Genomic DNA, 25,494 nt, shown 5'->3' on the forward strand with positions numbered 1-25,494 from the left:
ATTCCAGTGGCGCCCTTGTGATGGCGCGGTCTCCAAGCGGCGACACCCGGCGCTCAGCCTCTATAACGCTAACACAGAAAGCGACCGCCTGCCTGCCGGCGTTGCCTACCCCCTCAAGCCTTGCTCCAACCACCGAGTTTGAAATCGCCAATAACGGACCAATCATGATCACCGAGTCCGGTTAGAGCCCGATTGGGGGTGCCGTTTCAACGGACAATGCTCAAGAGAGGAGATTCTCATGACAGAAGGTATCGAAAACAAAGTCGTTGTTATTACCGGCGCCAGCAGTGGCCTGGGCGCCGAAACCGCTCGCCACCTGGCCAAAGCGGGCGCCAAACTGGTGCTCGGCGCACGACGCATGGACCGCATGACCGCGCTGGCCGAGGAAATTGGGCTAAGCCAGGATGCCCTGGTCAAAACCGATGTCACCGACCGCACCCAGGTTCAGGCGCTGGTGGACCGCGCCATATCACTCCACGGACGGGTGGATGTGATGATCAACAACGCAGGTCTGATGCCCCTGTCTCCGCTGGAGATGCTGCGCTACGACGAATGGGACCAGATGATCGACGTTAACATCAAGGGGGTTCTGTACGGCATCGGGGCGGCCCTGCCGCACATGAAAGAGCAGCAAAGCGGCCAGATCATCAACGTCTCTTCGGTGGCGGGTCACAGCGTTGGGCCTGGCAGCGCCGTCTATTCCGGCACCAAGTTTGCGGTGCGGGCGATCTCCGAAGGGCTGCGCAAAGAAGTGAAACCCTATGGCATACGCACCACTATTTTGTCACCGGGCGCCGTCGATACGGAATTGCCCTCGTCGGTTGGCGCTGAAGGCGTCTCTGAACGGGTGGCGGGTTTCTACAAAGACCATGCGATTTCGGCCGACAGCTTTGCACGCTGCGTCATCTTCGCTATGAGCCAGCCGGAAGACGTAGACATTAACGAGATACTGTATCGTCCTACTCGCCAGGAGTGATCGTGAACCGTGCATCGGGTGTCGCTGGGAACCGGCTCGCCCGGTGCATGACATTGCCTACACCCACCAGAAATAGCCTTATTCAGGATACAGGCTGCAGTGAGACCCACCTGCAGCTAACTATAAGGCCCATTTAAGCGATTTTCTTGGTCTGGCGGCTCTGTTCATTCAATGCCTTACGGTGAGACAAACCCCATTCCACCATTTTTTCCATAAGCGGCCCCAGGGCTTTGCCGCTTACCGTTAATTCGTACTCTATTCTTACTGGCGTTGTAGACACGATGTGTTTTTCAACGACGCCATTGAGTTCGAGTTCTTTTAACTCCTTCGAGAGCATTCGTGGGCTTATGTCAATCATCTGCCCAATTTCAGAGAAACGCTTAGCCTCTTCGAATAGACTGCAAACAATCAGTAACTTCCATTTACCGTTAACCACGGCCATGGTGTCTCTTAACGCCAACAGGTATTCGCTAGGGCAGTTTATGCCTTCATGGTTGTCTGTGCTCATCAAAACCCCCAAGGATAGTAACTATACTTTTGTATACTAGTATATATAGTATAGCAAGTGTATTCTGAATTTCAGTAAATGATTCAGGAAACACAAGTAATGAGCTTGATCGAACAATTGAACTGGCGCTATGCAACCAAAAAAATGAACGGTAATAGCATTCCAGACGAAAAATTGAACGCTATCTTAGAGGCGATTCAACTCTCACCGTCATCGAGCGGTATTCAACCGTATAAAGTTTTTGTCATCAGTGATCGCGACCTGTTGAAGAAAATCCACCCGATCGCAAGCGAGCAAAGCCAGATTCTGGACTGTTCACATTTGCTGGTTTTCGCTTCCTGGGACAAATATGAACGTGACGCGATAGCCGAAACATTCCAATACACGCTGAAAGAACGCAATCTCCCAAGTGACACCATGGATGCGTATCTGGACAGATTATGGGGCGCTTATTCGCCGCTTCCTCAAGACTGGCATGCAACGCACAGCGCCAAACAAGCCTATATCGCACTGGGGATAGCGATGGTGGCAGCGGCAGAACAAAAGGTCGATGCTACCCCAATGGAAGGCTTCGATAACGCAGCACTCGATGCATTGCTTAACTTACCTGAGCAAGGTCTGAAAAGCGCTGCCTTGTTACCGCTGGGCTTCCGGGATGCGGAGAACGACTGGCTGGCACCCATGAAAAAGGTACGTCGACCAAAAGAAGAGTTGTTTGTGACCCTGTAAGTAAGGCACTGAGTCTCTAAGCCCCGTTATGGGGCTTTTGTCTTTAATTGTTCCAGTCACACCAACAGACTAAACCTGCTTGTTTAATAACGAACACCCTTCCCTTCTGGCCAAGCTGGACGCTTGCATCAAATGTGACCCAAAAACACCCATCCTGCTGGTCACTCAATTCACACACCCACCCGAAACGATGCTCCAGTATTACTGTGCCGCATCTGTTCGACCATTTGTCTAACCGGGCTTCATTGGGCTACCCTGATTGGCTCATCAAACCTGTCAACGATGTCCAGCGAGCCCAACCATGCCCGAAGATCCCTTGGAACTGTTATCTGATGCAGTCAGCGATGCCCATGCCCGCATCCAGGCCAGTCACGAACACATCAACCCCGTCATTGAAGTCCGCCGCAAGATGCGGGATGCCGGCATTCCGGCCGATGTACTGACCATTGACTGTCACCGGACACGCCGCCGTATCATGCTGATTCTTCATGACGGGCAGCCCGGCCAGTTGTTGTATCAGTTTATTACCATCGAACAGGAGGCCGGAGATGAATTTCAGAGCATGGCGTTGTCCGAATTGGACACCGGCAAACTGGTGCAGTGGATGGAGGAGTATTTCGGCTAGTTCTGGGCTTTACGTGGGGGCTGCTTAATTCACGTTGTACCACTCCTTTATTCGGGTGAACCCCGGTGTTTGGGTATTCTGGTGAAGTCGCGACACATCGAGGGTCGATATTGACTACACTTGGCCACTGCCACCACCAAGACGGAGCTCTTAATGATTCACAACCCTGAAGGGCGCATCACCCTGACACCCCATTCTGCCCCCGTTACTGTGCGCCTGGGCGACGACATTATCGCCGAGACCCGCCAGGCCGTTCAATTGAGCGAGACAGGCTACCCCGACCGCCAATACCTGCCTCGGGATGCCATGCTCGCGGGAACTCTCCAACCTTCGGGCACCCAAACCTACTGCCCGTTCAAAGGCCACGCCACTTACTACGACTTCGTAACGGGCGACCGAGTTATCAGCGATGCTGTCTGGGTTTACGAGCAACCAACCGACGCCATGGCCGCGATCAGCGGTCGCATGGTATTTGATCCGGCCCACTTTAATGAGACCGTCGGGGAAAACGACTGATCTGAATTGGCACAACCGCAGCCCGCTGTGGCTTTAACCCCTAGGAGCCTGTCGGACTTAGGGGGATCGAAGCGAGGGAGTGGGACGGCGAGACCAAATGTTTGCAAATTTCGAGTGCATAGTGGGTCTATGTGCTCGAAATTTGCGGATATTTGGGCCGTCGTCCCGCTTCCGCAGCCGGTTCATCCTAAGTCCGACAGGCTCCCAGGAAGACCCGATGTCTGGCTTGCCGCCCATGGTGCACCACCCCGACTACAGTTTCCCGTTCCCGCCCAAACACCGGTTCCCGATGGCAAAGTTTGGATTGCTGGCGGACTACCTGCGCGGTCAGGGACTGCTGACCCCCGACAACACCTACCGACCAGGAAAGTGCCGTGACCACTGGCTGAACCAGACGCACTCTCCGGATTATCTGGCCCGGTTCATTAACAACACCCTATCGCGCGACGAACAACGCCAGATGAACCTGCCCTGGAGTGAAGGGCTGGTCAAACGCACCTTACTGGCGCCATCCGGTACGGTGCTTACCGCTCAGTTGGCACTGCACCAGGGCCTGGCCTGTCACCTGGCGGGCGGCACCCACCATGCGCACTATGACCACGCCTCCGGTTTTTGTATTCTGAACGATCTGGCTATTGCCACGCATGTGCTGCTTAAGCAATCCGATGTACGACAAGTGCTGATTTTTGACTGCGACGTGCATCAGGGCGACGGAACCGCGGCCTTGCTGAAGAATGATGAGGGTGCGTTTACCTGCTCGATTCATTGCGAAACCAATTTTCCCTTCACCAAGCAAACCAGCGATATGGACGTGGGTTTGCCCAACGGCATGGAAGACGATGACTACCTGGATGTCGTCGACACCACGCTGAACGAAGCACTGCGGCGTTGCTCACCAGACATCGTGTTGTACGATGCCGGTGTGGACGTTTTTTCCGGTGACCCGCTGGGGCGCCTGAACATTTCAGAAGCAGGCATCCGGCAGCGCGACCGGCTGGTGCTGAGCAAGTTGCTGCATAGGGGCATTCCCGTTGCAACAGTCATCGGGGGTGGCTACGACGACGACCGCCAGGCGCTGGCCAAGCGTCATGCCATTGTTGTTGAGGTGGCGGCCGAGCTATGGCGCTGAAACCGGCTTTAGGAGCGGCTTGTCATGCCAAAAGACGGTGAACACCGCTACCGAGTCACGGGCAGCTCCGGCTAGGTCCGTTTGTGCAACAACTCGCAGCTGGTGTCGGTTATAAGATTGTTGTCTTCGTGAAACATCATCTTGCCTAATCTATGAGGTCAGAGTCATTGATCAGAATGCTATTTCAATGTCTCTGACCCATTGATTGATGAGGTAACCGAAATTTAACTAATGAGACCCAGAGATTTGATCCCCAAATATATTAGTGGTGGTGCTGCGCATGCTGTATATACCCCCAGCAAGGCAACCATAGGATACTTATAGAATGTTTTCTTTTTTGGTTTCACGCGCCCAAGAGTTAAAAAATATACAACACTCCACCCTATGCCAAATATTAATGGCATAACTACCTCTCCGATAATATACGAAACTAGGAAACTCATTCTTACAGATCACTCATGTTCAAAACGCCATGCGCAGAGGCCGGCTTTGGGGCCAGACCGCTGCCGAGACACCCCCTCCTTGCCTATTAGGTTAACCTATCACAGCGCTGATATCGAAAGCTGCCTAATGAAGTTGGCTCTACAGCGGGTGGCAACCTGCCTGGCCTATGTGGACTTAAACCCCATTCGGGCACAAATGGCCGCCACACCAGAAACGTCAGAGTACACTTCCGCCAAACAACGAATAGTTACGGCCCAAGAAGATCCGGAATCAACAGAGCCACATCAGCCAACATTACTATTCCCGTTTGCAGGTTACCCGCGACAAGACATGCCTGCTGGCCTCCCCTTCCGGCTGCAGGATTACCTGGAACTGGTAGACTGGACCGGGCGACAACTTAGGGATGACAAGCGTGGGAGTATCGACAATGGCATACCGCCGATTCTTGAACGCCTAAACATCGATGCTGAACATTGGATCTACAACACCCAACACTTCGAGAGCCAGTTTAAAGGGCTCGTGGGTACCGCCATATCTATAAAATCCAAGTTCCAACAGTTCGGCTACCAGAGAACCCCTGGGCTTGGGTTGGCAGAGCTACTTACTTAAACATTCCCTTTTAAAAGTTAGCTCCACGGGGCAATCTGAGGCACTACTGTGCATGGAAAGCAAAAACTTCCCTGGTTTTCGTGCAGATTAACCCTATCTGCTAATTTTCTTGCAACACACCTCAAACAAACCTCTTTGGCTGAAGCATCTCAAACTGCTTTACTACGGTGCCTGTCCATTTAATATGTTGTTTCAGTTTCAAATATTCCACCCCTGAATTTCATGATGCCTTTTTACGTATTCAGCCAGTGGCCGTTGTTTCTTCTGAAAGGGCAAATACAATTTTTTGCCATGAAGTCGAGACGTAAGAAGTTCATCCATTTTAGAGTATTCGCCCTCTTCACTTCTCGGATCGAAGTAATGAATCTCATGATCTTCAGTAAAGGTAATCAGCCCTCTATCAAAGAGCTTGTGGTGAAAGCTGTTCAGGAGGATGCCATTGCGGACATCTAACCGCTGCTCACCAGAGGCTTGAGACCACGGAATAATATGACAGGCTTCAAGCGCCTCAGGAAAACTGATCTCCGTAAACGCACATTTGTGCCTATACGCACGAAGAACTGCGCTTCGAAAAAGCAGTTGCTTGACTCCGCGCGATTTAACCTTTGCGTATACCTCTTCAGAATCGCTTGGATCCTGAACTAAGCGTTTTGTTAGTTCATCAAACGATGTTCCGTCCGCGGAGAACTCAAACGGATTTTCCAAGCTGTTCCAGTTGTACTCCCAAACTGCTTCATAGCCTGCAGCCAGATCGTCAAAACGATGGGCGATAAACCCGGTGCCGGGCTCACCTGACTGGCTAACCACTAGTATGGTAAGTGGTGGAAGTTGCTCGGATAAGCAATAGTCTTGAATTAACCCGAGAACGTAGCGAATCGGGCGGTGATGAATTCCGAGTGCTCCCGCCAACGCGCCATAAGTAATAGTTCTTTTGTCTTTCGCTACCGCTGCGAGAATTGGCCAAGCGCGCGAGGCCCTCTCAACCTGATTTACCTGGGCCATAGCCTACCTCCTGAAATGTAACGCCCGCCATCACCGGTGGCAAAACCAGAGCAAAGCTGAGATTTTGGCATCAGGTTAATGGCATGGTTAGCTTTTGTTGATGACAAAGTGTGTGCTGCCGAGACACCCATTCCTAGCTTATACAGTTAAACTATCACAATGCTGATATCAATAGCTGCCTAATGTGGGTGTCACGAGAGTGCGCCGATGTGTATGCGCTCGACATCTGCGCCTATGCCGTCATGTCTAACCACTACCATGTGGTTTTGCACATCAACGCCGAGAAAGCCGGGTCTTGGACGGATACCGAAGTTATCGAACGCTGGCACACCCTATATGCCGGAAATTTTCTCAGCCACCAGTATTTGGCCGGTAAAGACCTGTATGACGAACAGCTCAGGGTCATCGCTGAACGGGTAGAGGAATGGCGCGACCGCCTGATGTCGATCAGCTGGTTCATGCGAGCTCTGAATGAAGATATAGCCCGACAGGCAAATGCCGAAGACGGCTGCACCGGCCGCTTCTGGGAGGCACGCTTTAAATCTCAAGCGCTACTCGATGAAACAGCATTGGCAACCTGCTTAGCCTATGTAGACTTAAACCCCATCCGAGCACAGATGGCTGCCACACCAGAAACTTCAAAGTACACTTCCGCCAAACAACGAATAGTTACGGCCCAAGAAGATCCGAAATCAACAGAGCCACATCAGCCAACATTACTATTCCCGTTTGCAGGTTACCCGCGACAAGACATGCCTGCTGGCCTCCCCTTCCGGCTGCAGGATTACCTGGAACTGGTAGACTGGACCGGGCGACAACTTAAGGATGACAAGCGTGGGAGTATCGACAATGGCATACCGCCGTCTTGAACGCCTTAACATCGATGCTGAACATTGGATCTACAGCACCCAGAACTTCGAGAGCCAGTTTAAAGGGCTCGTGGGTACCGCCATTTCCATAAAATCCAAGTTCCAACAATTCGGCTACCAGAGAACCCCTGGGCTTGGGTTGGCAGAGCTACTTATCTAAACATTCCCTTCTTAAAATTCGCTTCACAGGGCAATCTGAGGCGCTCCTGTGCATGGAAAGCTGAAATTGGACTGGTTTTCGTGCAGATTAACCCTACCCACTAATTTTCTTGCAACGCACCTAAAACAAATTTCTATGACCGAGGTATTTCAATCTTATTACTACGGTGCCTGTCCTATTACGCCCTAAGGTGCCTGTCATAATGGCATACCGCCGATTCTTGAACGCCTAAACATCGATGCTGAACATTGGATCTACAACACCCAACACTTCGAGAGCCAGTTTAAAGGGCTCGTGGGTACCGCCATTTCCATAAAATCCAAGTTCCAGCAGTTCGGCTACCAGAGAACCCCTAGGCTTGGGTTGGCAGAGCTACTTACCTAAATACACACTTATAAAAAATATCTTGTCACAAGGCAACCTGAGGCACTTCNCGGCTACCAGAGAACCCCTAGGCTTGGGTTGGCAGAGCTACTTACCTAAATACACACTTATAAAAAATATCTTGTCACAAGGCAACCTGAGGCACTTCCGCGCTTGAAAACCGGAGATTTGGTAGGTTTTCGTGCAGATTAGCCCTATCCACTAATTTTCTTGCAACCCACCTAAAACAAATTTCTATGACCGAGGTATTTCAATCTTATTACTACGGTGCCTGTCCTATTACGTCTTCAACACTAAGAAACTAACTTGTATATCTCCGAGCCGCAGGAATATAAGAATTCTGTTACCTCGTCACAATCAGTTTGAGTTATCTCATACTTTTGGAGTGTAACCGGATCAATGTCTGCTTCATGGACAATTGAATTCCTTCTTCCTGCAATTAGCTTAAGCTTTACTTTCATGTCTTTATCACTAAACGGAAGATTTTCAGATATCTTCTGCCACTTTTGACTTTCATTCCAAATATAGCTAAGTCCTTCTGAGATTTTTGAGGGATCTTGATAAGAAATTATTTTCAACTTGTTAAACACCGCATTCTCAAACAAATGCTCCTTGGGTGGGAATGTGGCAGTCGCAATTTCTCGATGAAGCTCCATTGGTATTGGCTCAGCCAAATACTTTGGCGTAGGAGGCCTAGCACCCTTAAATATTTGAACCATACCTACTCGTATTAAGTCATGCATTAGCTTATCAAAAGCGCTAACGGAATAGACAATCTGAGATCTAAGAAGATCATCAAATGAAAAAGGAGATGATATAGTAGCCTCTAGATACCTGTGAACTTCTGAAAGACCTTTAACGTCCGCTATATTATTTTTAAACAGCAAAAAGGAATTATACATATTTCAATAAACTTTCTATTCTATTCTTTAATCTATCAAAGCTATCAAGAAGGCCGTCGCGTTTAGTTCTCATATTTTCTAAAACGCTGCCAACCTCACCTATTTCAGAGTCAGTCAACTCAAAAACTGGAACCTCTGCTGCGTATGCTTTTGGTAAAAGCCCCTGGAAGTCTGGTATTTCTGCGAGACAATATCCCTCCGATACAATTTCATGATCATAATGGTTTTCAAGCACCATCCCTGAGGACGCCATTGCAGCAAAAAAATCGCCCCCTATCTTTGTCTTGATTTCGCCTATGTTATTTCTATATGGGGCTGCAGCTTGACCATTACGGATATTGAATCGCTGAATTAAGCTACCCAAGAATTTTGGCTCACTTTCGGGCATTGGATATGCCGAATCTGTAAACATTGGCAATGAAGCTCTTTTCCAAGTCATCCACTTCGGAAGAGTCTTTGTCAGAGTATCAATTGCCATAACGGAAAAAGGGTCAGGATTTGTTGGGACGATAAACGCGTCGGAGGATAAGAACAGATTTTGATTTATGGCGCTCAGGCTCGGGTTCAAATCAATAATTGTGAAATCTATTGAATACTTTTCTTCTGTTAATCGAATCAACTCGGAAAATGCACCAGGCAGGTTTTGCAATGTTGCAATCGCATTATTAGATGTTTGCGCAAATGTCAAAGCTGCGTCAAATTCAGATAAGTTTGCGTGACCAGCTAATAGGTACAAATTTGGAGCTCTATTTGGTGACGTACATTCTACTGGCTCGATAGGGTGAGGACGCCCCAAGAAAGCAGAACTTACTCCATCTTTAATGTTTTGGTTCTTAGTCTGGTCCTCTACGTAATACTTTTCAAAATCATCACGAAGAATAAGACTGGTCAAGTTGCACTGTGGATCTGCATCTACTACTAGAACTTTATGTTCCTTACTGAGCATCCATCCAATATTATAAACAGAAGTTGTCTTGCTCACTCCCCCTTTGTGATTAAAGACTACTATTCTTTTTGACATAACCTTCCTTACCTTCTTTAAGTTGAACTCAGACCCAATATACCCTTCAGCTAACACCTGCTAGCATGTATGGCAGAGTAACGGTGGCGAAGCCTCCATGTACGTTGCTATGACTGGCCTGGTAATACAGTCACTGATTGCCATCTCTATCCTTAATGCCCTGCAATTTTTCAGCAGGAAGGTTTCTATATATCTCGTCAATTTCGCGAGGCTCTGTGATCATTTTCTGTGCAATAAAATTAACCAACCTGAACAACTGGCTTGCAGTGCTTCTATCATCCATCAGGTCAATCTTCCCTGGATGCACAGCATCGTTTCCAATGACTCTGACACTATCTAGTGCCTCTTGAACCCTAGGTGGTAAACCGGCGGCAACAAGCCCTTTGATGTCTGTATTTATATTTTTACCCGATTGGCCGAGATGAGCACATAGCTTCTGAATGCCTAATCTCAATAATGCTGCTGTACCTCTTGGTGACAAATTTAAGATGGAACTAGCCTCTTCATAGTCCCTTTTTATATCGTCGGGAAGATCATCATTTGGGGGTTCCACCGACATATTCAGCGGAAAAATCACTGACTCGCCGTACCAAATCGTAGGGAATCTACAATGTTCACAGTAAGAGATTCGGAACCTGGGATCGTTAGTCTGGTCACCATATCCATCGGGCCCGCTAGAACCACGCAAATAGTACCAATTTTGCTTGGTGTAGACGTGGCAACTCACGCAATTGAAAGCCTCGCCATCCAAAAATGGAGCAATGTATTTTCCTTTCATGCCAAAATTCCGACTTAAATTACGTATAACGTGATTGATCAACTTCTAGGATGACACATATCAATGCAATATCCCAAACGAGTTAAAATTACAACGATTGGCGAAGCATCTATTTAGTGAGCCTTATCAGATTTCCTGCCACTCTTCCAGTTGATATCAACACCGAAAAAACAATCACTTCCGAGGGCCATCCCAGACATCAGCGTCTTGAACGACGCATTTTCAGGGTGTCTCCTGGAATATGCGGGGGTGATGCAAGCCCAGAAAACCCCAAAGGACTGCCTAATCCATGATCAGAGAGTCGTCTTTGATCACTGAAAATTCTGCATAAACGCTCTGAGCTAGCTGCCGCCCGCCCGGTTACAGGGCACACCAAGTCAAAATAAGCTGTCCATTCACCATGGCACTCTGTGACGAAGTTGGCAAGTATTTATCTGCTGAGCGGTGTCATTCGCGCCCCCCCTATGCTCGTAAGGGACTCGGGCTTGGCTTGCTCCCCAATGGCCTTCGACCGGCTCATGCTGGACGGGGGTGGGGTTCTGGGGTTGGCTCTCAGAGTTGAAGGGCGCCCTCTCCCCGGCCCTCTCCCGCAGGCGGGAGAGGGCGCATTGGGTTGAGTGGCTTCTTTTAGGCTCTGAACAGATCCTGCTCTATACCCGCCGCCTCAAACAAATAATCCCGACTGGCTTCCAACTGCCCACGCAGGTGCTCAACATCCACATTCACCAACTGACCCTGCCACTTACGAACCTTCCCGGCGACAAGCACGGTATCGACGTTATTGCGCTCCATGAGCGTCACCACCGCACCCGGTACATGGTTCAATGGCGCCACATTAATAGCTTCGGCATCCAACAAAATGATGTCGGCTTCTTTGCCTGGGGTGAGGCTGCCGACTTTGTGGTCCAGCTTCAGGCCGCGGGCGCCTTCGAGGGTGTGGAAGCGGATGCAATCTCTAGCGGTGAGCAGGCCTGGCAGGTTGTCTTCACCGGCCAGAGCCTTTTCGTTCACGAAGGCGCGTTGCAGCGTCATGGTTGAGCGCATTTGGGTGAAGGGGTCGGCCGTCATGGTGCATTCCACGTCGCTGGAAAGCGAAGGTTGCAGGCCCATGTCCAGGCACTTCTGGATGGGTGGCATGCCGTGGCGCATGGTCATCTCGATCGGTACTGAAAGGGATACGTGAGAACCCGCATCGGCGGCGGCCTGCCAGGCCATGTCGCTCATGCCGGTCATGTGAATGAAGATGTTGTCGGCACCGAACTGGCCGTCGCGCGCCAGTTGGTCGAAGGTGTCGGCCATACCGAAGGTGCCTACCACGTGCAGGGCAATCGGCAGGTTCAGTTCGCGGCCGATGCGCCAGGCTTCTTCGTAACCCGGCAGGTAGATTTCACCGCCCATGACCATGCTGGTCAGTTGGTCGTCGGATGCGAAGTGCTGCTGGCGAATGCGGGTGGCATCCTGCGGGTATTGGGCGCGGTCGCCCCAGCCTTCGAAGTAGCCGAACACGCCGCGGCGGCCGGCGTCTTTCAGGCCCAGAATGGCGGCGTCGGAATGTTCCGGTGAATGGTGGATCTGGCTCACGTCCATTACCGTGGTTACACCGGCGTCGAGTTGTGACAGGCCGGCGAACAGTTCGTTGATGTACACGTCTTCGGTGCGGTAATGCATCGAGAAGTTCTGCAGAATCGTCTCGTAGTAGTTGCGCTCGCTGTGCGGCTGGCCATCGTTAATTAGAATGCCATCGGCCAGGAAGCTGCGCAGGGCGGTTTCGAACTGGTGGTGGTGCGTGTCGATGAAACCGGGCATCACCACTTTGCCTTTGGCGTCGATGACGGCAACGTCTTCGCCTACGCTGATCGACGGGGCGATTTGTACAATGCGCTTGCCTTCGAGCAATACGTCGCCCACCGGCAGGTCGCCCACCGATGGGTCCATGCTCATGACGGCGCCGCCTTTGATTAGGGTGCGGCGGCCTTCGTTGCCGATGCCGGGGGGCATTTGCGCCTGGGTCGAGTGGGCGGCGGCCTGTGCGCCCCCGGCCAGTAACGGCATGGAGGCCGCTACGGCGCCGGTGGCGGCGGCCATTTTCAGGAAGTCTCTGCGGCCTTCGGAATGGCCACTGGCTTTGTTAGCGTCACACAGTCTGCACATGGGAGCGTCCTCTTGTTGTTTTCGTCTTGCCTTTGTTTGTGTGTCCGTCGCCGTTGCGACGATGTCTACATCTGTTCACGTTTGCGTTAGACGCCGGCTTACAACAGCCGGCAGCTTTCTTCAAAACTCAAGCGCGGGCCGCGCGCGTGCAGCCGGGTTTCATCGCCGTAGCCCAGGTTGCAAATAAAGTTGCTGCGCAGATGCGGGTTCTCCGACCCAAAGAAAATCTGGTCGACCTTGTCGTTATCGAAACCGGAGATCGGGCCGCAGTCGAGCCCCAGGGCACGGGCGGCCAGAATAAAATACCCCCCCTGCAGGCTGCCATTGCGAAAGGCGGTTTCTTCGCGCAGGGGTTCGTTGCCCACAAATAATGACCGGGCGTCTTTGTTGTGGGGGAACAGAGTTGGCAGGTTGTCGTAGAAGCGGCGGTCGTAAGCCAGTATGGCGGTCACCGGGGCCTGGCGTACTTTCTCTACATTGCCTTCCTTAAGTGCGGGCACCAGTTGCTCGAATGCTTCGGCCGTGCGCAGAAAATAAATGCGCAAGGGGTTGCAGTTCATGCTGGTTGGGGCCAGGCCAGAAAGTTCGGCTAACTGGCGCAGCTTGTTGTCGTCGACGGGCCGGTCTTGCCAGTAGCCAAAGGTTCGGGCGCCGTAGAACAGTTGGTTGAGCGCGCCGTCATCCAACGGGGTGTGGCGCGCTTCTTCCAGGGGTGCGGTCGACAGTGATGTCATGGCAGCAGATACCTCTAATATAGGTAAGCCAGCGTGGTGGAGAGCGCTGGAAACACCGTCAGCACAAAGAGTGCGAACAGCATGGCGATGAAGAAGGGGGTTACCCCTTTGAAGATTTCTTTTACCGAGACGGTGTCGTCGTTCAGGCTGGCTTTTACCGTGTACACCGAGATCCCAAACGGCGGCGTTACCAGGCCAATCTCAACCGCGACCACGGTAATCACGCCAAACCAGATTAGATCGAGCCCGAAGAACTGGGCAATCGGCAACACGATCGGTAGCACAATCAGCATGATCGACACCGAATCGATGATGCAGCCCATCAGAATGATCACCAGCAAATACACGAACAGAAATTCATACACGGCCAGGTCGAGCGAGGTGACCCACTGAGCGACCGACATCGGCAACCCGGTGAGTGCGAGCATGCGGCTGTACAGGGAGGCGGCGAGAATCAGGAACAGAATCGACACCGCCACGTGGCCGGTTTCCCCCAGCACCTTGTAAAAGGAGCCCCAGGTTAAGCGGCGTTTTGCCAGCGCCAGCACCAGGGCACCGCAGGCGCCGACCGCACCGGCTTCGGTTGGCGTGAAAAACCCGGAATACAGGCCGCCCAATACCAGCAGCATTAAAATCAGAATCGGGATCAGTTTGCTGGCCAGGGCCAGGCGTGATGGGTTTGTGCCTTCCTGGTCGGCAACGGGCTGGTGGCCCTTTTGGTTCATAAAATCCGGGAAGGCATAGGCCAGCACCATGATGGTGATGCAAAAACTCACCGCCAGAATCAGGCCCGGAATAATACCGGCAATGAACATGCGGCCAACGGACTGTTCGGCCAACACACCGTAGACGATCATCAACAGTGAAGGCGGAATCAGCATGCCCAGTACCGAGCTGCCGGCTACCACGCCCACCGAAAATTTCGGGGTGTAGCCATGGCGACGCATTTCAGGCACGGCGACCTGGGTGAACACCGCCGCCGAGGCCACACTGATGCCGGTAATGGAGGCAAAAATGCCATTGGCACCCACGGTGGCCAAACCGAGGCCACCGCGCACTTTGCGCAGCAGGCGCTGAAACACATCGAAGGTATCGCGCCCCACACCGGAGACCACGACGAGCAGGCCCATCAACACAAACAGGGGCACCACGCCGTATAAATAACTGCCAAGCGAATCGTTCGCGGCGGCAGCGACCATGCGCGTGGCCAGGCCGGAATCACGCAGGGTGGCAATGGCGCCGAACGACACCAGCATCAGCGCGATGCTGATGTGCATGCCGATGTATATCAACACCAGCATGACCACAACGGCGACCAGGCCAATTTCCAAACCGGTCATGAGGGTTCTCCTGAACGAGGGGTGGCGGCTTCAGCGTCGGCGGCGACCGGTGTCTTGATCGGGGTGCCGCGCACTACGCAAAGGGCTTCGCGTACCGCCAACACCAAAAATTGCAGTACGGTGACGGCCGCGCACACCACCACCACGGTACGAATGGGCCAAACAGGGAAGGTAAACACCCCTTCCACGCCAAAGAATTGATTGCGATCGATCGCGCGCATCAGCACCGGCACGGTGCCCTGATAGACCACGCCCAGCATGGCGGCGCCCGCCAGGTAATACAGGGTGGTCAGGCTGCGCCCGATGCGGGGAAATGAGACGGTAAAGCCGTAAATAAAGATGTCGGCCTGGGCCAGGCGGCCATGGCGCAGCGTGCTGGCCAACTGCAGGAAAACAATCATCACGATCGAGGCGGCGACCATTTCTGCCACGCCGTCGATGGGTTGGTTAAACAAATTGCGGGATAACACATCGGCACAAATCAGTGCCATGATGGCAAAGATCAACAGCGACCCGGCGGCGTTCAGGCCATCCACCAGGTAGCCAAACAGACTGTTACCGGTGCCCTGGCCGAAAACTAGCGATTTAATGGTCATGGCATACTGCTCCAGGGAGTGACCGTGGTAACGGCCGGGCACATGCCCGGCCGTTGCGTCTAGTTGGGTACTGAACTCAGAGTTCGTCCCAGGCGCGTTCTGGCTGTACGCCACGCTCACGAATGGCATTCATGTAAGCTTGCAGAATGTCGCTCGCGGGCAGGTTGCGGGCTTCGTTGTTATCGACCCACTGCTGCGCCAGGTCGGGCATGCCATCAATCCACTCCTGGCGCTGGGCGGCCGTGAGGGCGGTGATCTGCACCGGGTTGTTGCCGTCGGCACTCAGTTCCACCATGCGGTCGAGCGAGCTCTGGTAGCGTTCGGCCAGGTCGCGGCCGTGGGCGGCGGTGTAAACGGCACCGGCTTGCTTCATCGCAGCCTGAACTGCCTCAGGCAAGCTTTCGAACCGATCGCGGTTAATGGCAATACCGCCCGAGAACACCACACCCAGGTTCACCTGAGTGATGTACGGGGCCACTTCATAAATGCGCGCCGGCAGTGCGCCGGTTGCCAGGGTGACAACACCTTCCGACACACCGGTCTGAATGTCGGTGTAGTAGCTGGCCAGGGTGCCATCGACCGGGGTTGCGTTTACCGGGTCGAGCCAAACGCCCAATACGCCCGGTGCGGAAATGCGGCGACCGTCGAGGTCGGATAAATCGTTAACCGGGAAGTTGGTGTAGATGTCGTAGGTGTCAGACGCGGTCGCGCCCAGGAACACCACGTTGTTGCCTTCCCATTCGTCGGCCAGTTCGGGCTGGTCGTTAATGAGGTCGACAAACACATCCAGAATCAGTTCCGGGTCGCTGGTGGTAAACGGCGTGTAGGCGCTCAATTGGCTCAGCGGCATGCGCGAGCCTTCGAGGTAGCTGAATACCCAGCCAATGTCGGCAATGCCATCGCCCACTGAGGTGAGCGTGGCGTTGGCGCCATACAACTGGCCGGCGTAGGCTTCGGTCCAGTTGATTTCGTAGTCGCCGGTTTCGGCCAGAATGCGGTCGACTTCGGGAATAAACACGTTCGGAATCATGCCGACCCAGGGGATGGTGGTGGGGTGGCTGGAACCGACCGTCAGGTTAATGGTTTCTTCAGCAGTCGCCAGCGTTGGCAGTGTGGCGGCCAACGTCAGAGTGGCCGCCAGGGCGCCCCGGGTAATGGTTGTTTTCATGGCTTCGTCTCTCTCTTGTTTTGTTTTTAGAGTCTTGCGTTAACAACGGGTCGTTTGTGTGTCGTCAGGCATTGATCGGTGATTGCGGCAAGCGCGATTCACCGGGTGATAAATCAAAGGTCAAATCCAGTGTGCAGTAGGCGCCGGTTACGTCGTCGTCCGGCGCTTTGCCGTCGTCGTGCATCGGGAAGTCGATCGCCAGGTCGGCACTGGTGACCCCAAACACACAGTCCGATTCCACGAACAGATCGTCTTGCGGGAAAATCTGCGTCACCAGGGTGGCGTGGTCGTCGGCCGAAACGGTGAAGTGCAGGTGCGCCGCGCGGAACGGGTGCCGGCCCTGGGCGCGCAACATGTCGCCGACCAGGCCGTGGGTGGGAATCGGGTAGCTGGCCGGGCGAATGGTGCGGAAATGAAACTGGCCGTCGCCGTCGGTGCGGAATTTGCCGCGCAGGTTGTTGGCCGGCATGGTTTCATCCTGGTTGTCGTACAGGCCTTCCGGAGAGGCGTGCCAGACTTCGACCAGAGCATTGGCCAGTGGCTTGCCGTGTTTATCCTGCACACGGCCGCGCACGAACAGAGGAATGTCGCTTTCTTTAGGGGTATCCCGGGCGATGTTAAAGCCGTTCGGGTATTCCGGGTCTTTGCGGGTATAGAACGGGCCGAGCAAGGCGGGCGACATCTGATCGGCATCGCGGTTCTGGTTCAGAATCATCACCAGGGTGGAAAAGCCGAGCGCGTCGGACATCACCACGGTTTCGTTGTGCTTGCCAACGCTTAAGTGGCCAAGGCGGGTAACCGCATCGAGCGCCTGGGTGAATTCTTCATCGCTCAGTTTCACCTCACGGCCGAAGGCATGCAGGTGCTTGACCAGGGCCGTCAGAATCTCGCGCAGGCGCGGGTTCTCGGTCTGGCCCATGGCTTTGATGACGATCTCGGTAATGTCATCCGGTGTGGATGGAATACCGTGGTTGAAAATGTCTTCTTTTTTCGGCAATTCGAACATGGGGTTGGCCCTCACTGTTTCTTATTTTTTGCGTGCCTGAAGTTCAGCGACGATGGCGTCGCGGTGTTCGTTCAGTGTCGGTGGTGCGGTAATGCTGACCGGCCGCTCTCCGTCGTAGGATACGGGCGAGCGCACCGACCGGAAGGTGCCCATTTCGGGATGCTGCGTTGATACTTCCAGTTGCAGGTGTTTGACCTGGGCGTCTTCGAGCACCTCGTTCGAGTCGTACATGGGCGCGTGCGGCACATCTTCGGCTTCCAGGCGCTGGCACCAGGTGTCGCGGCTGTGCTGTTTGAAGACGGGTTTGAGCACCTCAATCATCTGCTCCTGATGCTCAATGCGGCCTTCGCGGCTGCTGAAGCGCTCATCCTGCAGCAGCTCCGGGTAGCCAATGGCGTTGGCCAGGCCCTGCCAGAATTTCTCGGGCGAGGACATGTGCAGCGCCACCCACTTGCCATCGGCGCATTCCATCACGTAGCTCTGCGAGACCTGCGGGCGGCTGTAGGGCCCCATGATTTCGCCTTCGGAGAAATAGTGGGTGAACGCATCCAGGTTGAAGTGGCACATGGCTTCGAGCATCGAGACTTCGACTTTGCGGCCTTTGCCGGTTTGGCTGCGCTCATACAACGCACCGAGAATGCCGTAGGCGGCGTAAAAGCCGGACATCGCATCGGCCATAGCCGGGCCGACCACGCGCGGGTTTTCCGGGTTGATCAGCAGTTTCAAAAAGCCGCTGGCGGCCTGGGCCACGGTGTCGTAACTCGGGCGGCCAGCGTGGGGGCCGTCGGGTCCAAAACCGCTGATGGAGCAGTAAATCAGCCCCGGGTTCAGTTCACGCAGGCGGTCTTCACCCGCGCCCAGTCGGTCGGCGGCGCCGGGGCGAAAGTTCTGGATATACACATCGGCGTTGCGAATCAGGTCGTCGAAAATCGCCCGATCTTCGGGCTGTTTGGTGTTCAGGGCGATGCTGCGCTTGTTGCGGTTGTAGGTCTGATAGTGCGGGCTGTACAGGCCGCCCTTGAAGGCGCGAAAGGGGTCACCGGTGCCCGGCATTTCCACTTTAATCACGTTCGCCCCCAAATCCGCCAGCAACATGCCAGCCGCTGGGCCGGTAATGAAGGTGCCCTGCTCTATCACGGTAATGCCTTCGAGTACTTTGATCATCTGTACGGTTCCTCGGTATCAGGCTGTATAGCCGTCGGGCGTTTCGCCGGTGTAGTCCAGGTTTTGCGTGGCCTGGTAGGAGAGCGCAAACCCGCTCGGCTGTTCGGCTTCTTCTGACAGGTGCGCGATCAAACTGGCGGTCCGCGCCAGAATCGGGATACCGCGCAGGGCCGAGACCGGAAAATCGACGCCCAGCAATACCGCAGGAATCGCGGCGGAAACATTCAACTTAAGTTCTTTGCTGATCACCTGGGGAATGGCGCGCTCAACGGCTTCGGCGGTGGCGATAAAGTCGAGGTTTGCACCGGCTTCGCGGGCAACCTTGAACAACGCATCGACTCTCGGGTCGCGGGACTTGTGCAGCGGGTGACCGTAGCCCGGAATTGGCTGACGCTCGGCGCGCAGGGCCTGTACTTCGGCCAGGGCGGCGTCATCGAGGCTGGTGCCGTCGTTCATGCGTTCACGGATGCGCACAAACATTTTCCCGGCGGTTTCCGATGCACCCAGAATAACCGGGCCACAGCCGAGAATACCGGCGGCGACGGCGCCCTGCAGGGCATCCGGTGCGGCGGCGTAGGTCATGCGGCTGGCCTGCACGCTGGGCACGAAGCCGTGTTCGGCTATGGAGACCAGGGTGGCATCGACCACCTTGCGGGCCGCATCAGTAGGCTGCTTGCCGGTTAGCAACAGCAGGAAGTAGTCGGTAAAGCTGGTCTGGCCGATCAGGTCCTGACACAGGTCCTGGCCGCGCACGACGATGGTGTGTTCGTTCGAAGTACAGATGGCCGTTTTCGGCGTGGTTTCTCGCCCTATCTTCATGGTCGGCTCCCGTGTTTTTTATGGTTGTTTTTGAGTTGCTCTCACCTTATGCCCCCGCCTTAATTTACAAAAATGATAAATTTCGATATTAATGATCGATGACATCGATGATTTAACCCACAACCTACCGGAGCGCCCATGGAACTGAGACACCTGCGTTATTGCGTGGCACTGGCCGAGGTGCAGAACTTCACCCGGGCGGCCGAACGCACCCACGTTACCCAGTCGACGCTGTCGCATCAGATCAAACAGCTGGAAGATGAGCTGGACGTCACGCTGTTCAACCGGGATGGCAAGTCGGTATCGCTGACTCAGGCCGGGCGTGACTTTGTGGACACCATTACCCCCATTCTGAAACAGGTGGATGCCGCCGTCGGGGCCTTGAAAGCCTCACCCGATCAGTTAACCGGGGAATTGCGCATTGCGGCGACGCACAGCTTTAACGTGCAGCTGATTCCGCAGTGCCTGGCCGCCTTTATGGAGAAGTTTCCGCAGGTGAAGGTGATTGTTGAGGAATTGTCAGGTGACCAGATCGCCCAGGGGCTGGAGAACGGTACGCTGGATCTGGGCATTTCCTACCGGCCGGCGGTGCCGCGCGGGCTCTGGTTCGAGCCGTTGTTCAATGAAGAATTGAAGCTGATCATGAGCCCGACCCACCCGCTGGCGAAACGCAAACGGGTGCGCATGGTCGAGCTGAATGGGTTGCCACTGGCGCTGTTGACCCGGAATTTCTCGACACGGCAGTTGCTGGACGAGTGCTTTGAAGCCGCCGGGGCCGAACCGCAAGTGGTAGCTGAGATGAACGCCATTTCCCCCATGGTGGAACTGGTGCGGCGCACGCACTTGTGCAGCATCGTCTCCGACAACGCCCTGAGCGGCGAGCCCTGTCTGGTTGCTGTGGCGCTGGAAAACCCGACGCCAATCCGCACCCCAGGCCTGCTCTGGAACCGCAACCACGACCGCCCCCTGGCCACGCGGTACATGGCCAACATCATTCGCGAACTGGCGCTGCAGGGGCAGCCGCGCTGACGGTTAGTCACCACTGTCAACCAAACCGGGCATTGGGCGGGCGATTACACCTCAACAATCCACAGGCAGATGCGTGTCGCTGGACTATACTTTTTGAACGTAAAAGGACCATCCTGGAGCACGCCCTTGAGTCTGAAGTACCGTTTCATCTTAATAACGGCCGGACTTATCTTCGTCTCGTCATTAATTGCGCTGTATCTCTTTAACCGTTCCGCCACAACAATCATTGAGCAATGGGGGCAACGGATAGCCGAGATACAGGTTCTCTATGACAGCGCCCGGCTGTCACAACCACTGGACCGTGAAATCGCGCTGTCGCAACAATTCGCGAACTCTAGCGTTATTAAGCGCTGGGCCAATGGCCAGAATGACCCGGAACTGACGCGTAAAGCTGAACAGGAGATGGAGCAATACCGGCAGAGCTTTCGCGACCGCAACTTCTTCGTCGCTTTAGAGAATACCGGCGCCTATTACTTCAACAATGCCAACAACGATTACGCCTCGGCCTTGCATCGATACACGCTGAATGAACATGCCGCCAAAGATGCCTGGTTTTATCAGTTGATCAAGGGCGGACGGGATTTTCACCTCAACGTCAACCCGGACCCGGAGCTGGGCGTCACCATGCTGTGGATCGATGCTCAAATTCGCAGCGAAACGGGCGAGATTCTAGGCTTGGCCGGAACAGGCCTTGAGCTGGCGCCCTTTTTGCGCGACATCGTCGACCTTAACCAGCCGGGCATTACCTCGTTGTTTCTGGATGCCAGCGGCGCCATACAGCTCTATCGCGACGCGTCGCTGATCGATTTCGCCACCCAGGTTAAACCCGATGGCCAAAAGAACACCATCGACCGGTTACTGGATACGCCGGAAGACGAGGCAATGGTAAGAGAAAAGATGCTCGAGCTGATACAAAACCGTCAGGGTGAGACGCCGGTTGAAACGGTATTTGTAACCCGGGAAGGGACCCGCCACCTGCTCGGCATCGCCCACCTACCCGACATTGACTGGTTTGCGGTTACCCTGATCGACCTGACCGAACTGATGCCCGTAGAGCCCTTTTTTCGTACCCTGGCGCTGATGTCGGTCATGCTGATTGCCAGCCTGGTCATGATCTACCTGCTGCTGAATCACTGGTTTTTGATCCCTATGCAAAAAATGGGTGGGTCAATGCTCGCGCTGCAGAATGGCACCTTCAAGGTTGAGCGCTTACCCAAAGCACAGAGAGAAGTCGGCCGATTGATTGCGTATTTTGGGGAGATGGCCGAGTCCATTCTTCGCCATACCGATGAGCTGGAAGATCGCGTGCAGGAGCGCACCCGCCAGCTGGAAACCCTGGCCCGCATAGACTCGCTCACCAATCTACTCAACCGCCGGGGCCTAACTGACACCCTGACCACCTGGCTCGACCGTGCCCATCGCGAGAACACATCGCTCGGGATACTGTGGATCGACCTTGACCACTTTAAAGAACTGAACGACCAACACGGCCACGCCCGCGGTGACCAGGCGTTGATTCAGGTAGCCACCTTGTTGCGAGACAACCTCAGAATCTATGATCAGGCTGCTCGCTGGGGTGGAGATGAGTTTTTGATTGTTATGGTGGACTGCGATGCCGACACCCTCATGCAACTGGGGGAACGAATTCGATTGGCGGTTGAAGAAACCATGCACGATGATTGCCATATAACGGTCAGCGTCGGCGGCTACCTGACCCAGCCTACCGATACAATCGACTCCCTGCTTAACCAGGCAGACCAAGCCATGTATCGCGCCAAAGGATTAGGCAGGAACCGGTTTTACTATCACGCTGATTGACTCGACTACGAGCGGAATGGGCGGTTCGATTGACAGGAATTGCGACGACCGTCGCGTTGGCGTTCGGTTTTGGTTGACGTTGCGGCGGCAGCCGCGTTGGACAGCCTGACCCGGTCAAACGGATCAGACACCGGCTGGTGCCGGGTTTTAAGGCAGGTGAGAATGGCTCGATCGATATTTCTTTACTGAAGTGGCTGTTCAATGGCACGAAGCGAGGCCCCTTGGTACACCGCTGGTAGGCCTTGAGGTGTCCACTAAAGCGGGTGAAGTTCACAGTCCGGCAACATGCGCTTGTTAAGAGCCGCCGCTATTGAGAAGTGAAAATATATATGCTGCAACTATTGAGCTGCTAACCGCAATAACCCAAGACAAAATACTAGGCCATGCTCGCTTGAAGAAGCCTGGCTTAACTTGCTCAAGATAAATTGCGGTATTAGGTATAAATTTATTATGAACAAATAGCAAAAAGTTGAGCAAAAAAAACACTGATATTACAAATATAGCCCTTCTTTCCCAATCTTGCATATCGGGTATAGCGATTAGCATAGCAATGAATATCGCCCCATTAAGATTAAGGCCATACTTCCTATATGTGGTAACTAAAGAATTCTGCTTTGGTTTCAGTGCTTGAAATATAGATTCAGATTTACCAAGAACCCATGATTCGTTGATGCCGGAAACACGGATTTCACTAGCCCCATTAGCCACAAGCTCCACGACAATAACACGATTGATGCCATGCGCCTCGGGTTCTTGGATTACAATCTTGATGTAGTTTAGCCGCTCTATTCCATCTAGCTGTTCAAAAAAATCATCGGCATATTTTGTAAGCTCGCTACCTCTTAGCGAGTAAGTCACAATGACTCTTCCTTTGCTAAAATCCTTTTTTATGAAATCGATCAGTTGAATCAAGTCGTCTTTGAAAAGACGAACCGATCCCAAAGGAATAGTTTTGTTGTGGATCTGTTCTGGGTTGCGATTCCTTTCAGAAGGGTCTGCTGACGCTATGTCATGTGGATAAAGTTCAAAGGTGCCAGCAGTGCCGATTGTCGACTCCCACTCTCCACGAATGTTGCCTTCTTGCGTCAAATGCCCCCTTACGTTCACATCCCCCAGCTCGACACCTTCAGCGGCTTGGTATGGAGTGCAGTGCAACAAAAACTCTTCATCAACCGAGCCGGTGTAATCGTAGATCGAAACACCAAAAATTGAGTCCATTATTCTCAATCTGCCAGACACATTTCGTCCATCCTGATTTAAATCAAGAAAAACATTTCCTGTGTTAGTCCCGTATAGACGGCCTGCCCACCTATTAGCTAAGTCTGGCATTTTTTGATGAACTCCTTGCTCTTAACGCTTGTATGTGGGGCCGAAGTGTAGTTGCGAAGCAACGGAACGGAGGTCCAAGTGGCGTAGCCGCTGAGTCACGATACACTTGTTATAACTTTGGCCTTCACTGATTGTTTTGTACTTACTGATTATTACTATGAACATTTTCAGTCTTTCTCATTGGCGTGACCCGACAAGCGGCGCAGGCCAGCGCAGTGAAAAATTAGTTATTTTTCCCCGGTCAAAACACCACTTTCTTCCAACTTCTTTTTTAGTGATCTAGTTTCATTTAGCGCTGCTAATGCGAATATAAATCCTATAATTCCAAATACCATACCTACGGTTTCCATTTTCATCCTCCTATTTATTGCAGTTATAACGCCCGCAGCACGCGCAGCTTTGTAGTGGAGGCAAAGCCGCAACGAAAAAGCTTTCGCTGTGCCTGCGATTGTTATGCATTGATAGGCCCCAAACCTGACTTTATGCCTCTACATACCAAATCAAAAACTTCGTCGTAGAACATCACTTGATAGTGCTTGCAGTTCGATAGGTGTGCTTGATTCAGAGAGGCCAGCCATGTGGAATCCATAACCTCAAATATCGCTGCTCGACTTTCTCCAGTGGCTAAGATGCTACCGTGCACCTCTTCTGAGGCCATGCTGTATGCTTCAACGCCTTCTAAAACCAAGTGCCTCAAATTGTCGGGGACATACTCCTCATCAGGATTGAAATACTCGAAACCAACGAGGACTGCTCCCCTAGGCTTCCACACGACTCTTTGAAGCTCTGGGCCTCTTCCGTCATGGTAGAAATCACTATCGAGAATAGGCTTAGCACTCATACTCGTCCTGTTGTATAACGCTTGCAGCAGTTGCGCGGGATTTTTCGCGTCGACTGCCTGCATTTGTTATGTGATTGCCACAGTCTCTGATAGCAATCCACGTTTATTTAATATCGTAAGTGCCTCGGCACATTTTCTAGAAAAAACAATCCACTCAGTATCAGTTTGCTTGGTATCTAAGGAAATATTTTCCCATGCTACCGAAACTGGTTTTAGGGAAACGATTTCTTCTTGCGTGAATACTGGATACTCAAAAGATTCAACATCATTGTCCCGTACCCAGTCTTCCCACATTTCAATATTCGAAATTGCACTATTAAATTTTGACTCGTCACTAAACCAATCAAGCAGCTCTATTATTCGATTTCTAATTCTTTGCAGAATTACAGTATCAGTCATAGATTCTCACATAACAGCTTGTTCATCGTCGACTCCGCCCCTTATTCCGGCGGAAGTTTCACATAACCCATAAAGTACGTTCGCTAAGGCCCAGCTACACAGGGCATTAAGCGACATTAGGCTGCCACACCTAAGTGATATCAAAACCAGTAAAACCGTCGCTTCAGACGATGATTCCATGCATCAGCGTCGTCTGCGACGCATATTCCGGTTTTTCACAGGGATATGCGTCGCGATTCAGTCTTTGATTGCGATGAAGTTCACACAGTTACAATTAAGTTTGTAGTAGCTAGCGTCGGTTCAACGGAGTCTCGGGTTCTAGCGCGCGACTGAATGGAACAATAACGTTAGGCGTGAGAATCGATCAGATTCGCTACCGCCCGGCCGGTTACAGGGCACACCAAGGCAGAATAGGTTGTATTGACACCATGGCACTCTGAGATGAAGT

At 53.0% G+C, this 25,494-nt stretch carries 26 protein-coding genes; 9 read left to right on the plus strand and 17 right to left on the minus strand.

All coding sequences use genetic code 11. The annotated features are described in order from the left end of the window. The first annotated feature begins 238 nt into the window (after nucleotides 1-238). A complete protein-coding gene (locus tag EP166_RS12490) occupies nucleotides 239-976 on the plus strand; it encodes an SDR family oxidoreductase (RefSeq protein ID WP_127557438.1) in 738 nt (245 codons plus the stop codon). Nucleotides 977-1,109: 133 nt separating this feature from the next. Here the strand turns inward: EP166_RS12490 and EP166_RS12495 are convergent, their stop codons facing one another. Beyond that, a complete protein-coding gene (locus EP166_RS12495; RefSeq protein ID WP_127557441.1) occupies nucleotides 1,110-1,484 on the minus strand; it encodes a winged helix-turn-helix transcriptional regulator in 375 nt (124 codons plus the stop codon). Between the two features lie 99 nt (nucleotides 1,485-1,583). On the opposite strand from EP166_RS12495, the gene EP166_RS12500 reads away from it, so the two are divergent. From EP166_RS12500 to EP166_RS12520, 5 genes are all read left to right on the plus strand, one after another. Further along, a complete protein-coding gene (locus EP166_RS12500) occupies nucleotides 1,584-2,213 on the plus strand; it encodes an NAD(P)H-dependent oxidoreductase (protein WP_127557443.1) in 630 nt (209 codons plus the stop codon). 301 nt (nucleotides 2,214-2,514) lie between these two features. Then, the gene (locus tag EP166_RS12505; RefSeq protein ID WP_127557445.1) at nucleotides 2,515-2,838 is read left to right on the plus strand and encodes a hypothetical protein; all 324 of its coding nucleotides are present in this window, start codon (nucleotides 2,515-2,517) and stop codon (nucleotides 2,836-2,838) included. A gap of 153 nt (nucleotides 2,839-2,991) precedes the next feature. Next, on the plus strand, nucleotides 2,992-3,354 hold the full coding sequence (locus EP166_RS12510; RefSeq protein ID WP_127557448.1) for a DUF427 domain-containing protein: 363 nt from the start codon (nucleotides 2,992-2,994) through the stop codon (nucleotides 3,352-3,354). A gap of 217 nt (nucleotides 3,355-3,571) precedes the next feature. Then, the gene (locus tag EP166_RS12515; RefSeq protein ID WP_246026283.1) at nucleotides 3,572-4,483 is read left to right on the plus strand and encodes a histone deacetylase family protein; all 912 of its coding nucleotides are present in this window, start codon (nucleotides 3,572-3,574) and stop codon (nucleotides 4,481-4,483) included. A 570-nt stretch (nucleotides 4,484-5,053) separates the two neighbouring features. Continuing rightward, nucleotides 5,054-5,536: a hypothetical protein gene (locus EP166_RS12520; RefSeq protein ID WP_127557450.1), complete on the plus strand. Its 483-nt coding sequence runs from the start codon at nucleotides 5,054-5,056 to the stop codon at nucleotides 5,534-5,536. A gap of 198 nt (nucleotides 5,537-5,734) precedes the next feature. Here the strand turns inward: EP166_RS12520 and EP166_RS12525 are convergent, their stop codons facing one another. Then, complete coding sequence (locus EP166_RS12525; RefSeq protein WP_127557452.1) at nucleotides 5,735-6,538, minus strand: HNH endonuclease; 804 nt, start codon at nucleotides 6,536-6,538, stop codon at nucleotides 5,735-5,737. A gap of 209 nt (nucleotides 6,539-6,747) precedes the next feature. Between EP166_RS12525 and EP166_RS21315 the strand changes: the two genes are divergently transcribed. Further along, entirely contained in the window at nucleotides 6,748-7,407 is a 660-nt protein-coding gene (locus EP166_RS21315) for a hypothetical protein (RefSeq protein WP_220432558.1), read from the plus strand. A gap of 837 nt (nucleotides 7,408-8,244) precedes the next feature. Here EP166_RS21315 and EP166_RS12535 read toward each other — a convergent pair. The 11 genes from EP166_RS12535 to EP166_RS12585 form a co-directional block, all read right to left on the minus strand. Next, nucleotides 8,245-8,853, minus strand: coding sequence for a HEPN domain-containing protein (locus EP166_RS12535; RefSeq protein WP_127557454.1), 609 nt, complete (start codon nucleotides 8,851-8,853; stop codon nucleotides 8,245-8,247). Further along, nucleotides 8,846-9,874, minus strand: a complete 1,029-nt coding sequence (locus tag EP166_RS12540) for a ParA family protein (RefSeq protein WP_127557456.1) — start codon at nucleotides 9,872-9,874, stop codon at nucleotides 8,846-8,848. Before EP166_RS12540 ends, EP166_RS12535 begins: the two co-directional genes overlap by 8 nt. 130 nt (nucleotides 9,875-10,004) lie before the next feature. Then, nucleotides 10,005-10,652, minus strand: coding sequence for a DUF4145 domain-containing protein (locus EP166_RS12545; RefSeq protein ID WP_127557458.1), 648 nt, complete (start codon nucleotides 10,650-10,652; stop codon nucleotides 10,005-10,007). 627 nt (nucleotides 10,653-11,279) lie between these two features. Beyond that, on the minus strand, nucleotides 11,280-12,803 hold the full coding sequence (locus EP166_RS12550; RefSeq protein ID WP_127557460.1) for an amidohydrolase family protein: 1,524 nt from the start codon (nucleotides 12,801-12,803) through the stop codon (nucleotides 11,280-11,282). Nucleotides 12,804-12,901: 98 nt separating this feature from the next. Beyond that, complete coding sequence (locus EP166_RS12555) at nucleotides 12,902-13,537, minus strand: malonic semialdehyde reductase (protein WP_127557462.1); 636 nt, start codon at nucleotides 13,535-13,537, stop codon at nucleotides 12,902-12,904. A gap of 14 nt (nucleotides 13,538-13,551) precedes the next feature. After that, entirely contained in the window at nucleotides 13,552-14,877 is a 1,326-nt protein-coding gene (locus EP166_RS12560; RefSeq protein WP_127557464.1) for a TRAP transporter large permease, read from the minus strand. Then, nucleotides 14,874-15,473 carry a TRAP transporter small permease subunit gene (locus tag EP166_RS12565; protein ID WP_127557466.1) on the minus strand — a complete coding sequence of 200 codons (600 nt, stop codon included), beginning with the start codon at nucleotides 15,471-15,473 and terminating at the stop codon, nucleotides 14,874-14,876. The genes EP166_RS12560 and EP166_RS12565 overlap by 4 nt, the downstream gene beginning before the upstream one ends. A gap of 76 nt (nucleotides 15,474-15,549) precedes the next feature. After that, on the minus strand, nucleotides 15,550-16,641 hold the full coding sequence (locus EP166_RS12570; RefSeq protein ID WP_127557468.1) for a C4-dicarboxylate TRAP transporter substrate-binding protein: 1,092 nt from the start codon (nucleotides 16,639-16,641) through the stop codon (nucleotides 15,550-15,552). A gap of 64 nt (nucleotides 16,642-16,705) precedes the next feature. Further along, nucleotides 16,706-17,647: a dioxygenase family protein gene (locus tag EP166_RS12575; RefSeq protein WP_127557470.1), complete on the minus strand. Its 942-nt coding sequence runs from the start codon at nucleotides 17,645-17,647 to the stop codon at nucleotides 16,706-16,708. Nucleotides 17,648-17,668: 21 nt separating this feature from the next. After that, nucleotides 17,669-18,811: a CaiB/BaiF CoA transferase family protein gene (locus EP166_RS12580; RefSeq protein WP_127557472.1), complete on the minus strand. Its 1,143-nt coding sequence runs from the start codon at nucleotides 18,809-18,811 to the stop codon at nucleotides 17,669-17,671. A gap of 18 nt (nucleotides 18,812-18,829) precedes the next feature. Further along, nucleotides 18,830-19,630 (minus strand): citryl-CoA lyase, encoded by an 801-nt coding sequence (locus EP166_RS12585; RefSeq protein WP_127557474.1) that lies wholly within the window; start codon nucleotides 19,628-19,630, stop codon nucleotides 18,830-18,832. A 138-nt stretch (nucleotides 19,631-19,768) separates the two neighbouring features. Here EP166_RS12585 and EP166_RS12590 point away from each other — a divergent pair, with 138 nt between their 5' ends. Both EP166_RS12590 and EP166_RS12595 read left to right on the plus strand, forming a co-directional pair. Beyond that, entirely contained in the window at nucleotides 19,769-20,659 is an 891-nt protein-coding gene (locus EP166_RS12590) for a LysR substrate-binding domain-containing protein (protein ID WP_127557476.1), read from the plus strand. A gap of 126 nt (nucleotides 20,660-20,785) precedes the next feature. Beyond that, entirely contained in the window at nucleotides 20,786-22,477 is a 1,692-nt protein-coding gene (locus tag EP166_RS12595) for a GGDEF domain-containing protein (protein WP_127557478.1), read from the plus strand. Nucleotides 22,478-22,771: 294 nt separating this feature from the next. Here the strand turns inward: EP166_RS12595 and EP166_RS12600 are convergent, their stop codons facing one another. From EP166_RS12600 to EP166_RS12610, 4 genes are all read right to left on the minus strand, one after another. Then, complete coding sequence (locus tag EP166_RS12600; RefSeq protein WP_127557480.1) at nucleotides 22,772-23,806, minus strand: hypothetical protein; 1,035 nt, start codon at nucleotides 23,804-23,806, stop codon at nucleotides 22,772-22,774. 227 nt (nucleotides 23,807-24,033) lie between these two features. Further along, the gene (locus EP166_RS21635) at nucleotides 24,034-24,156 is read right to left on the minus strand and encodes a hypothetical protein (RefSeq protein ID WP_281276792.1); all 123 of its coding nucleotides are present in this window, start codon (nucleotides 24,154-24,156) and stop codon (nucleotides 24,034-24,036) included. 101 nt (nucleotides 24,157-24,257) lie between these two features. Continuing rightward, on the minus strand, nucleotides 24,258-24,647 hold the full coding sequence (locus tag EP166_RS12605; protein WP_127557482.1) for a hypothetical protein: 390 nt from the start codon (nucleotides 24,645-24,647) through the stop codon (nucleotides 24,258-24,260). Nucleotides 24,648-24,713: 66 nt separating this feature from the next. After that, entirely contained in the window at nucleotides 24,714-25,046 is a 333-nt protein-coding gene (locus tag EP166_RS12610) for a hypothetical protein (protein WP_127557484.1), read from the minus strand. Between the last annotated feature and the right edge of the window lie 448 nt (nucleotides 25,047-25,494).

Source organism: Saccharospirillum alexandrii, from assembly GCF_004000275.1.
GTDB lineage: Bacteria > Pseudomonadota > Gammaproteobacteria > Pseudomonadales > Natronospirillaceae > Saccharospirillum > Saccharospirillum alexandrii.

Coding starts and splice junctions, on each gene's coding strand:
- EP166_RS12545 (WP_127557458.1), bottom strand. CDS start 10,652: ATGAAAGGAAAATACATTGCTCCATTTTTGGATGGCGAGGCTTTCAAT.
- EP166_RS12500 (WP_127557443.1), top strand. CDS start 1,584: ATGAGCTTGATCGAACAATTGAACTGGCGCTATGCAACCAAAAAAATG.
- EP166_RS12520 (WP_127557450.1), top strand. CDS start 5,054: ATGAAGTTGGCTCTACAGCGGGTGGCAACCTGCCTGGCCTATGTGGAC.
- EP166_RS12505 (WP_127557445.1), top strand. CDS start 2,515: ATGCCCGAAGATCCCTTGGAACTGTTATCTGATGCAGTCAGCGATGCC.
- EP166_RS12555 (WP_127557462.1), bottom strand. CDS start 13,537: ATGACATCACTGTCGACCGCACCCCTGGAAGAAGCGCGCCACACCCCG.
- EP166_RS12590 (WP_127557476.1), top strand. CDS start 19,769: ATGGAACTGAGACACCTGCGTTATTGCGTGGCACTGGCCGAGGTGCAG.
- EP166_RS12490 (WP_127557438.1), top strand. CDS start 239: ATGACAGAAGGTATCGAAAACAAAGTCGTTGTTATTACCGGCGCCAGC.
- EP166_RS12535 (WP_127557454.1), bottom strand. CDS start 8,853: ATGTATAATTCCTTTTTGCTGTTTAAAAATAATATAGCGGACGTTAAA.
- EP166_RS12575 (WP_127557470.1), bottom strand. CDS start 17,647: ATGTTCGAATTGCCGAAAAAAGAAGACATTTTCAACCACGGTATTCCA.
- EP166_RS12550 (WP_127557460.1), bottom strand. CDS start 12,803: ATGTGCAGACTGTGTGACGCTAACAAAGCCAGTGGCCATTCCGAAGGC.
- EP166_RS12585 (WP_127557474.1), bottom strand. CDS start 19,630: ATGAAGATAGGGCGAGAAACCACGCCGAAAACGGCCATCTGTACTTCG.
- EP166_RS12580 (WP_127557472.1), bottom strand. CDS start 18,811: ATGATCAAAGTACTCGAAGGCATTACCGTGATAGAGCAGGGCACCTTC.
- EP166_RS12600 (WP_127557480.1), bottom strand. CDS start 23,806: ATGCCAGACTTAGCTAATAGGTGGGCAGGCCGTCTATACGGGACTAAC.
- EP166_RS12565 (WP_127557466.1), bottom strand. CDS start 15,473: ATGACCATTAAATCGCTAGTTTTCGGCCAGGGCACCGGTAACAGTCTG.
- EP166_RS12525 (WP_127557452.1), bottom strand. CDS start 6,538: ATGGCCCAGGTAAATCAGGTTGAGAGGGCCTCGCGCGCTTGGCCAATT.
- EP166_RS12570 (WP_127557468.1), bottom strand. CDS start 16,641: ATGAAAACAACCATTACCCGGGGCGCCCTGGCGGCCACTCTGACGTTG.
- EP166_RS12610 (WP_127557484.1), bottom strand. CDS start 25,046: ATGACTGATACTGTAATTCTGCAAAGAATTAGAAATCGAATAATAGAG.
- EP166_RS12605 (WP_127557482.1), bottom strand. CDS start 24,647: ATGAGTGCTAAGCCTATTCTCGATAGTGATTTCTACCATGACGGAAGA.
- EP166_RS12540 (WP_127557456.1), bottom strand. CDS start 9,874: ATGTCAAAAAGAATAGTAGTCTTTAATCACAAAGGGGGAGTGAGCAAG.
- EP166_RS12515 (WP_246026283.1), top strand. CDS start 3,572: ATGTCTGGCTTGCCGCCCATGGTGCACCACCCCGACTACAGTTTCCCG.
- EP166_RS12560 (WP_127557464.1), bottom strand. CDS start 14,877: ATGACCGGTTTGGAAATTGGCCTGGTCGCCGTTGTGGTCATGCTGGTG.
- EP166_RS12495 (WP_127557441.1), bottom strand. CDS start 1,484: ATGAGCACAGACAACCATGAAGGCATAAACTGCCCTAGCGAATACCTG.
- EP166_RS21635 (WP_281276792.1), bottom strand. CDS start 24,156: ATGGAAACCGTAGGTATGGTATTTGGAATTATAGGATTTATATTCGCA.
- EP166_RS12510 (WP_127557448.1), top strand. CDS start 2,992: ATGATTCACAACCCTGAAGGGCGCATCACCCTGACACCCCATTCTGCC.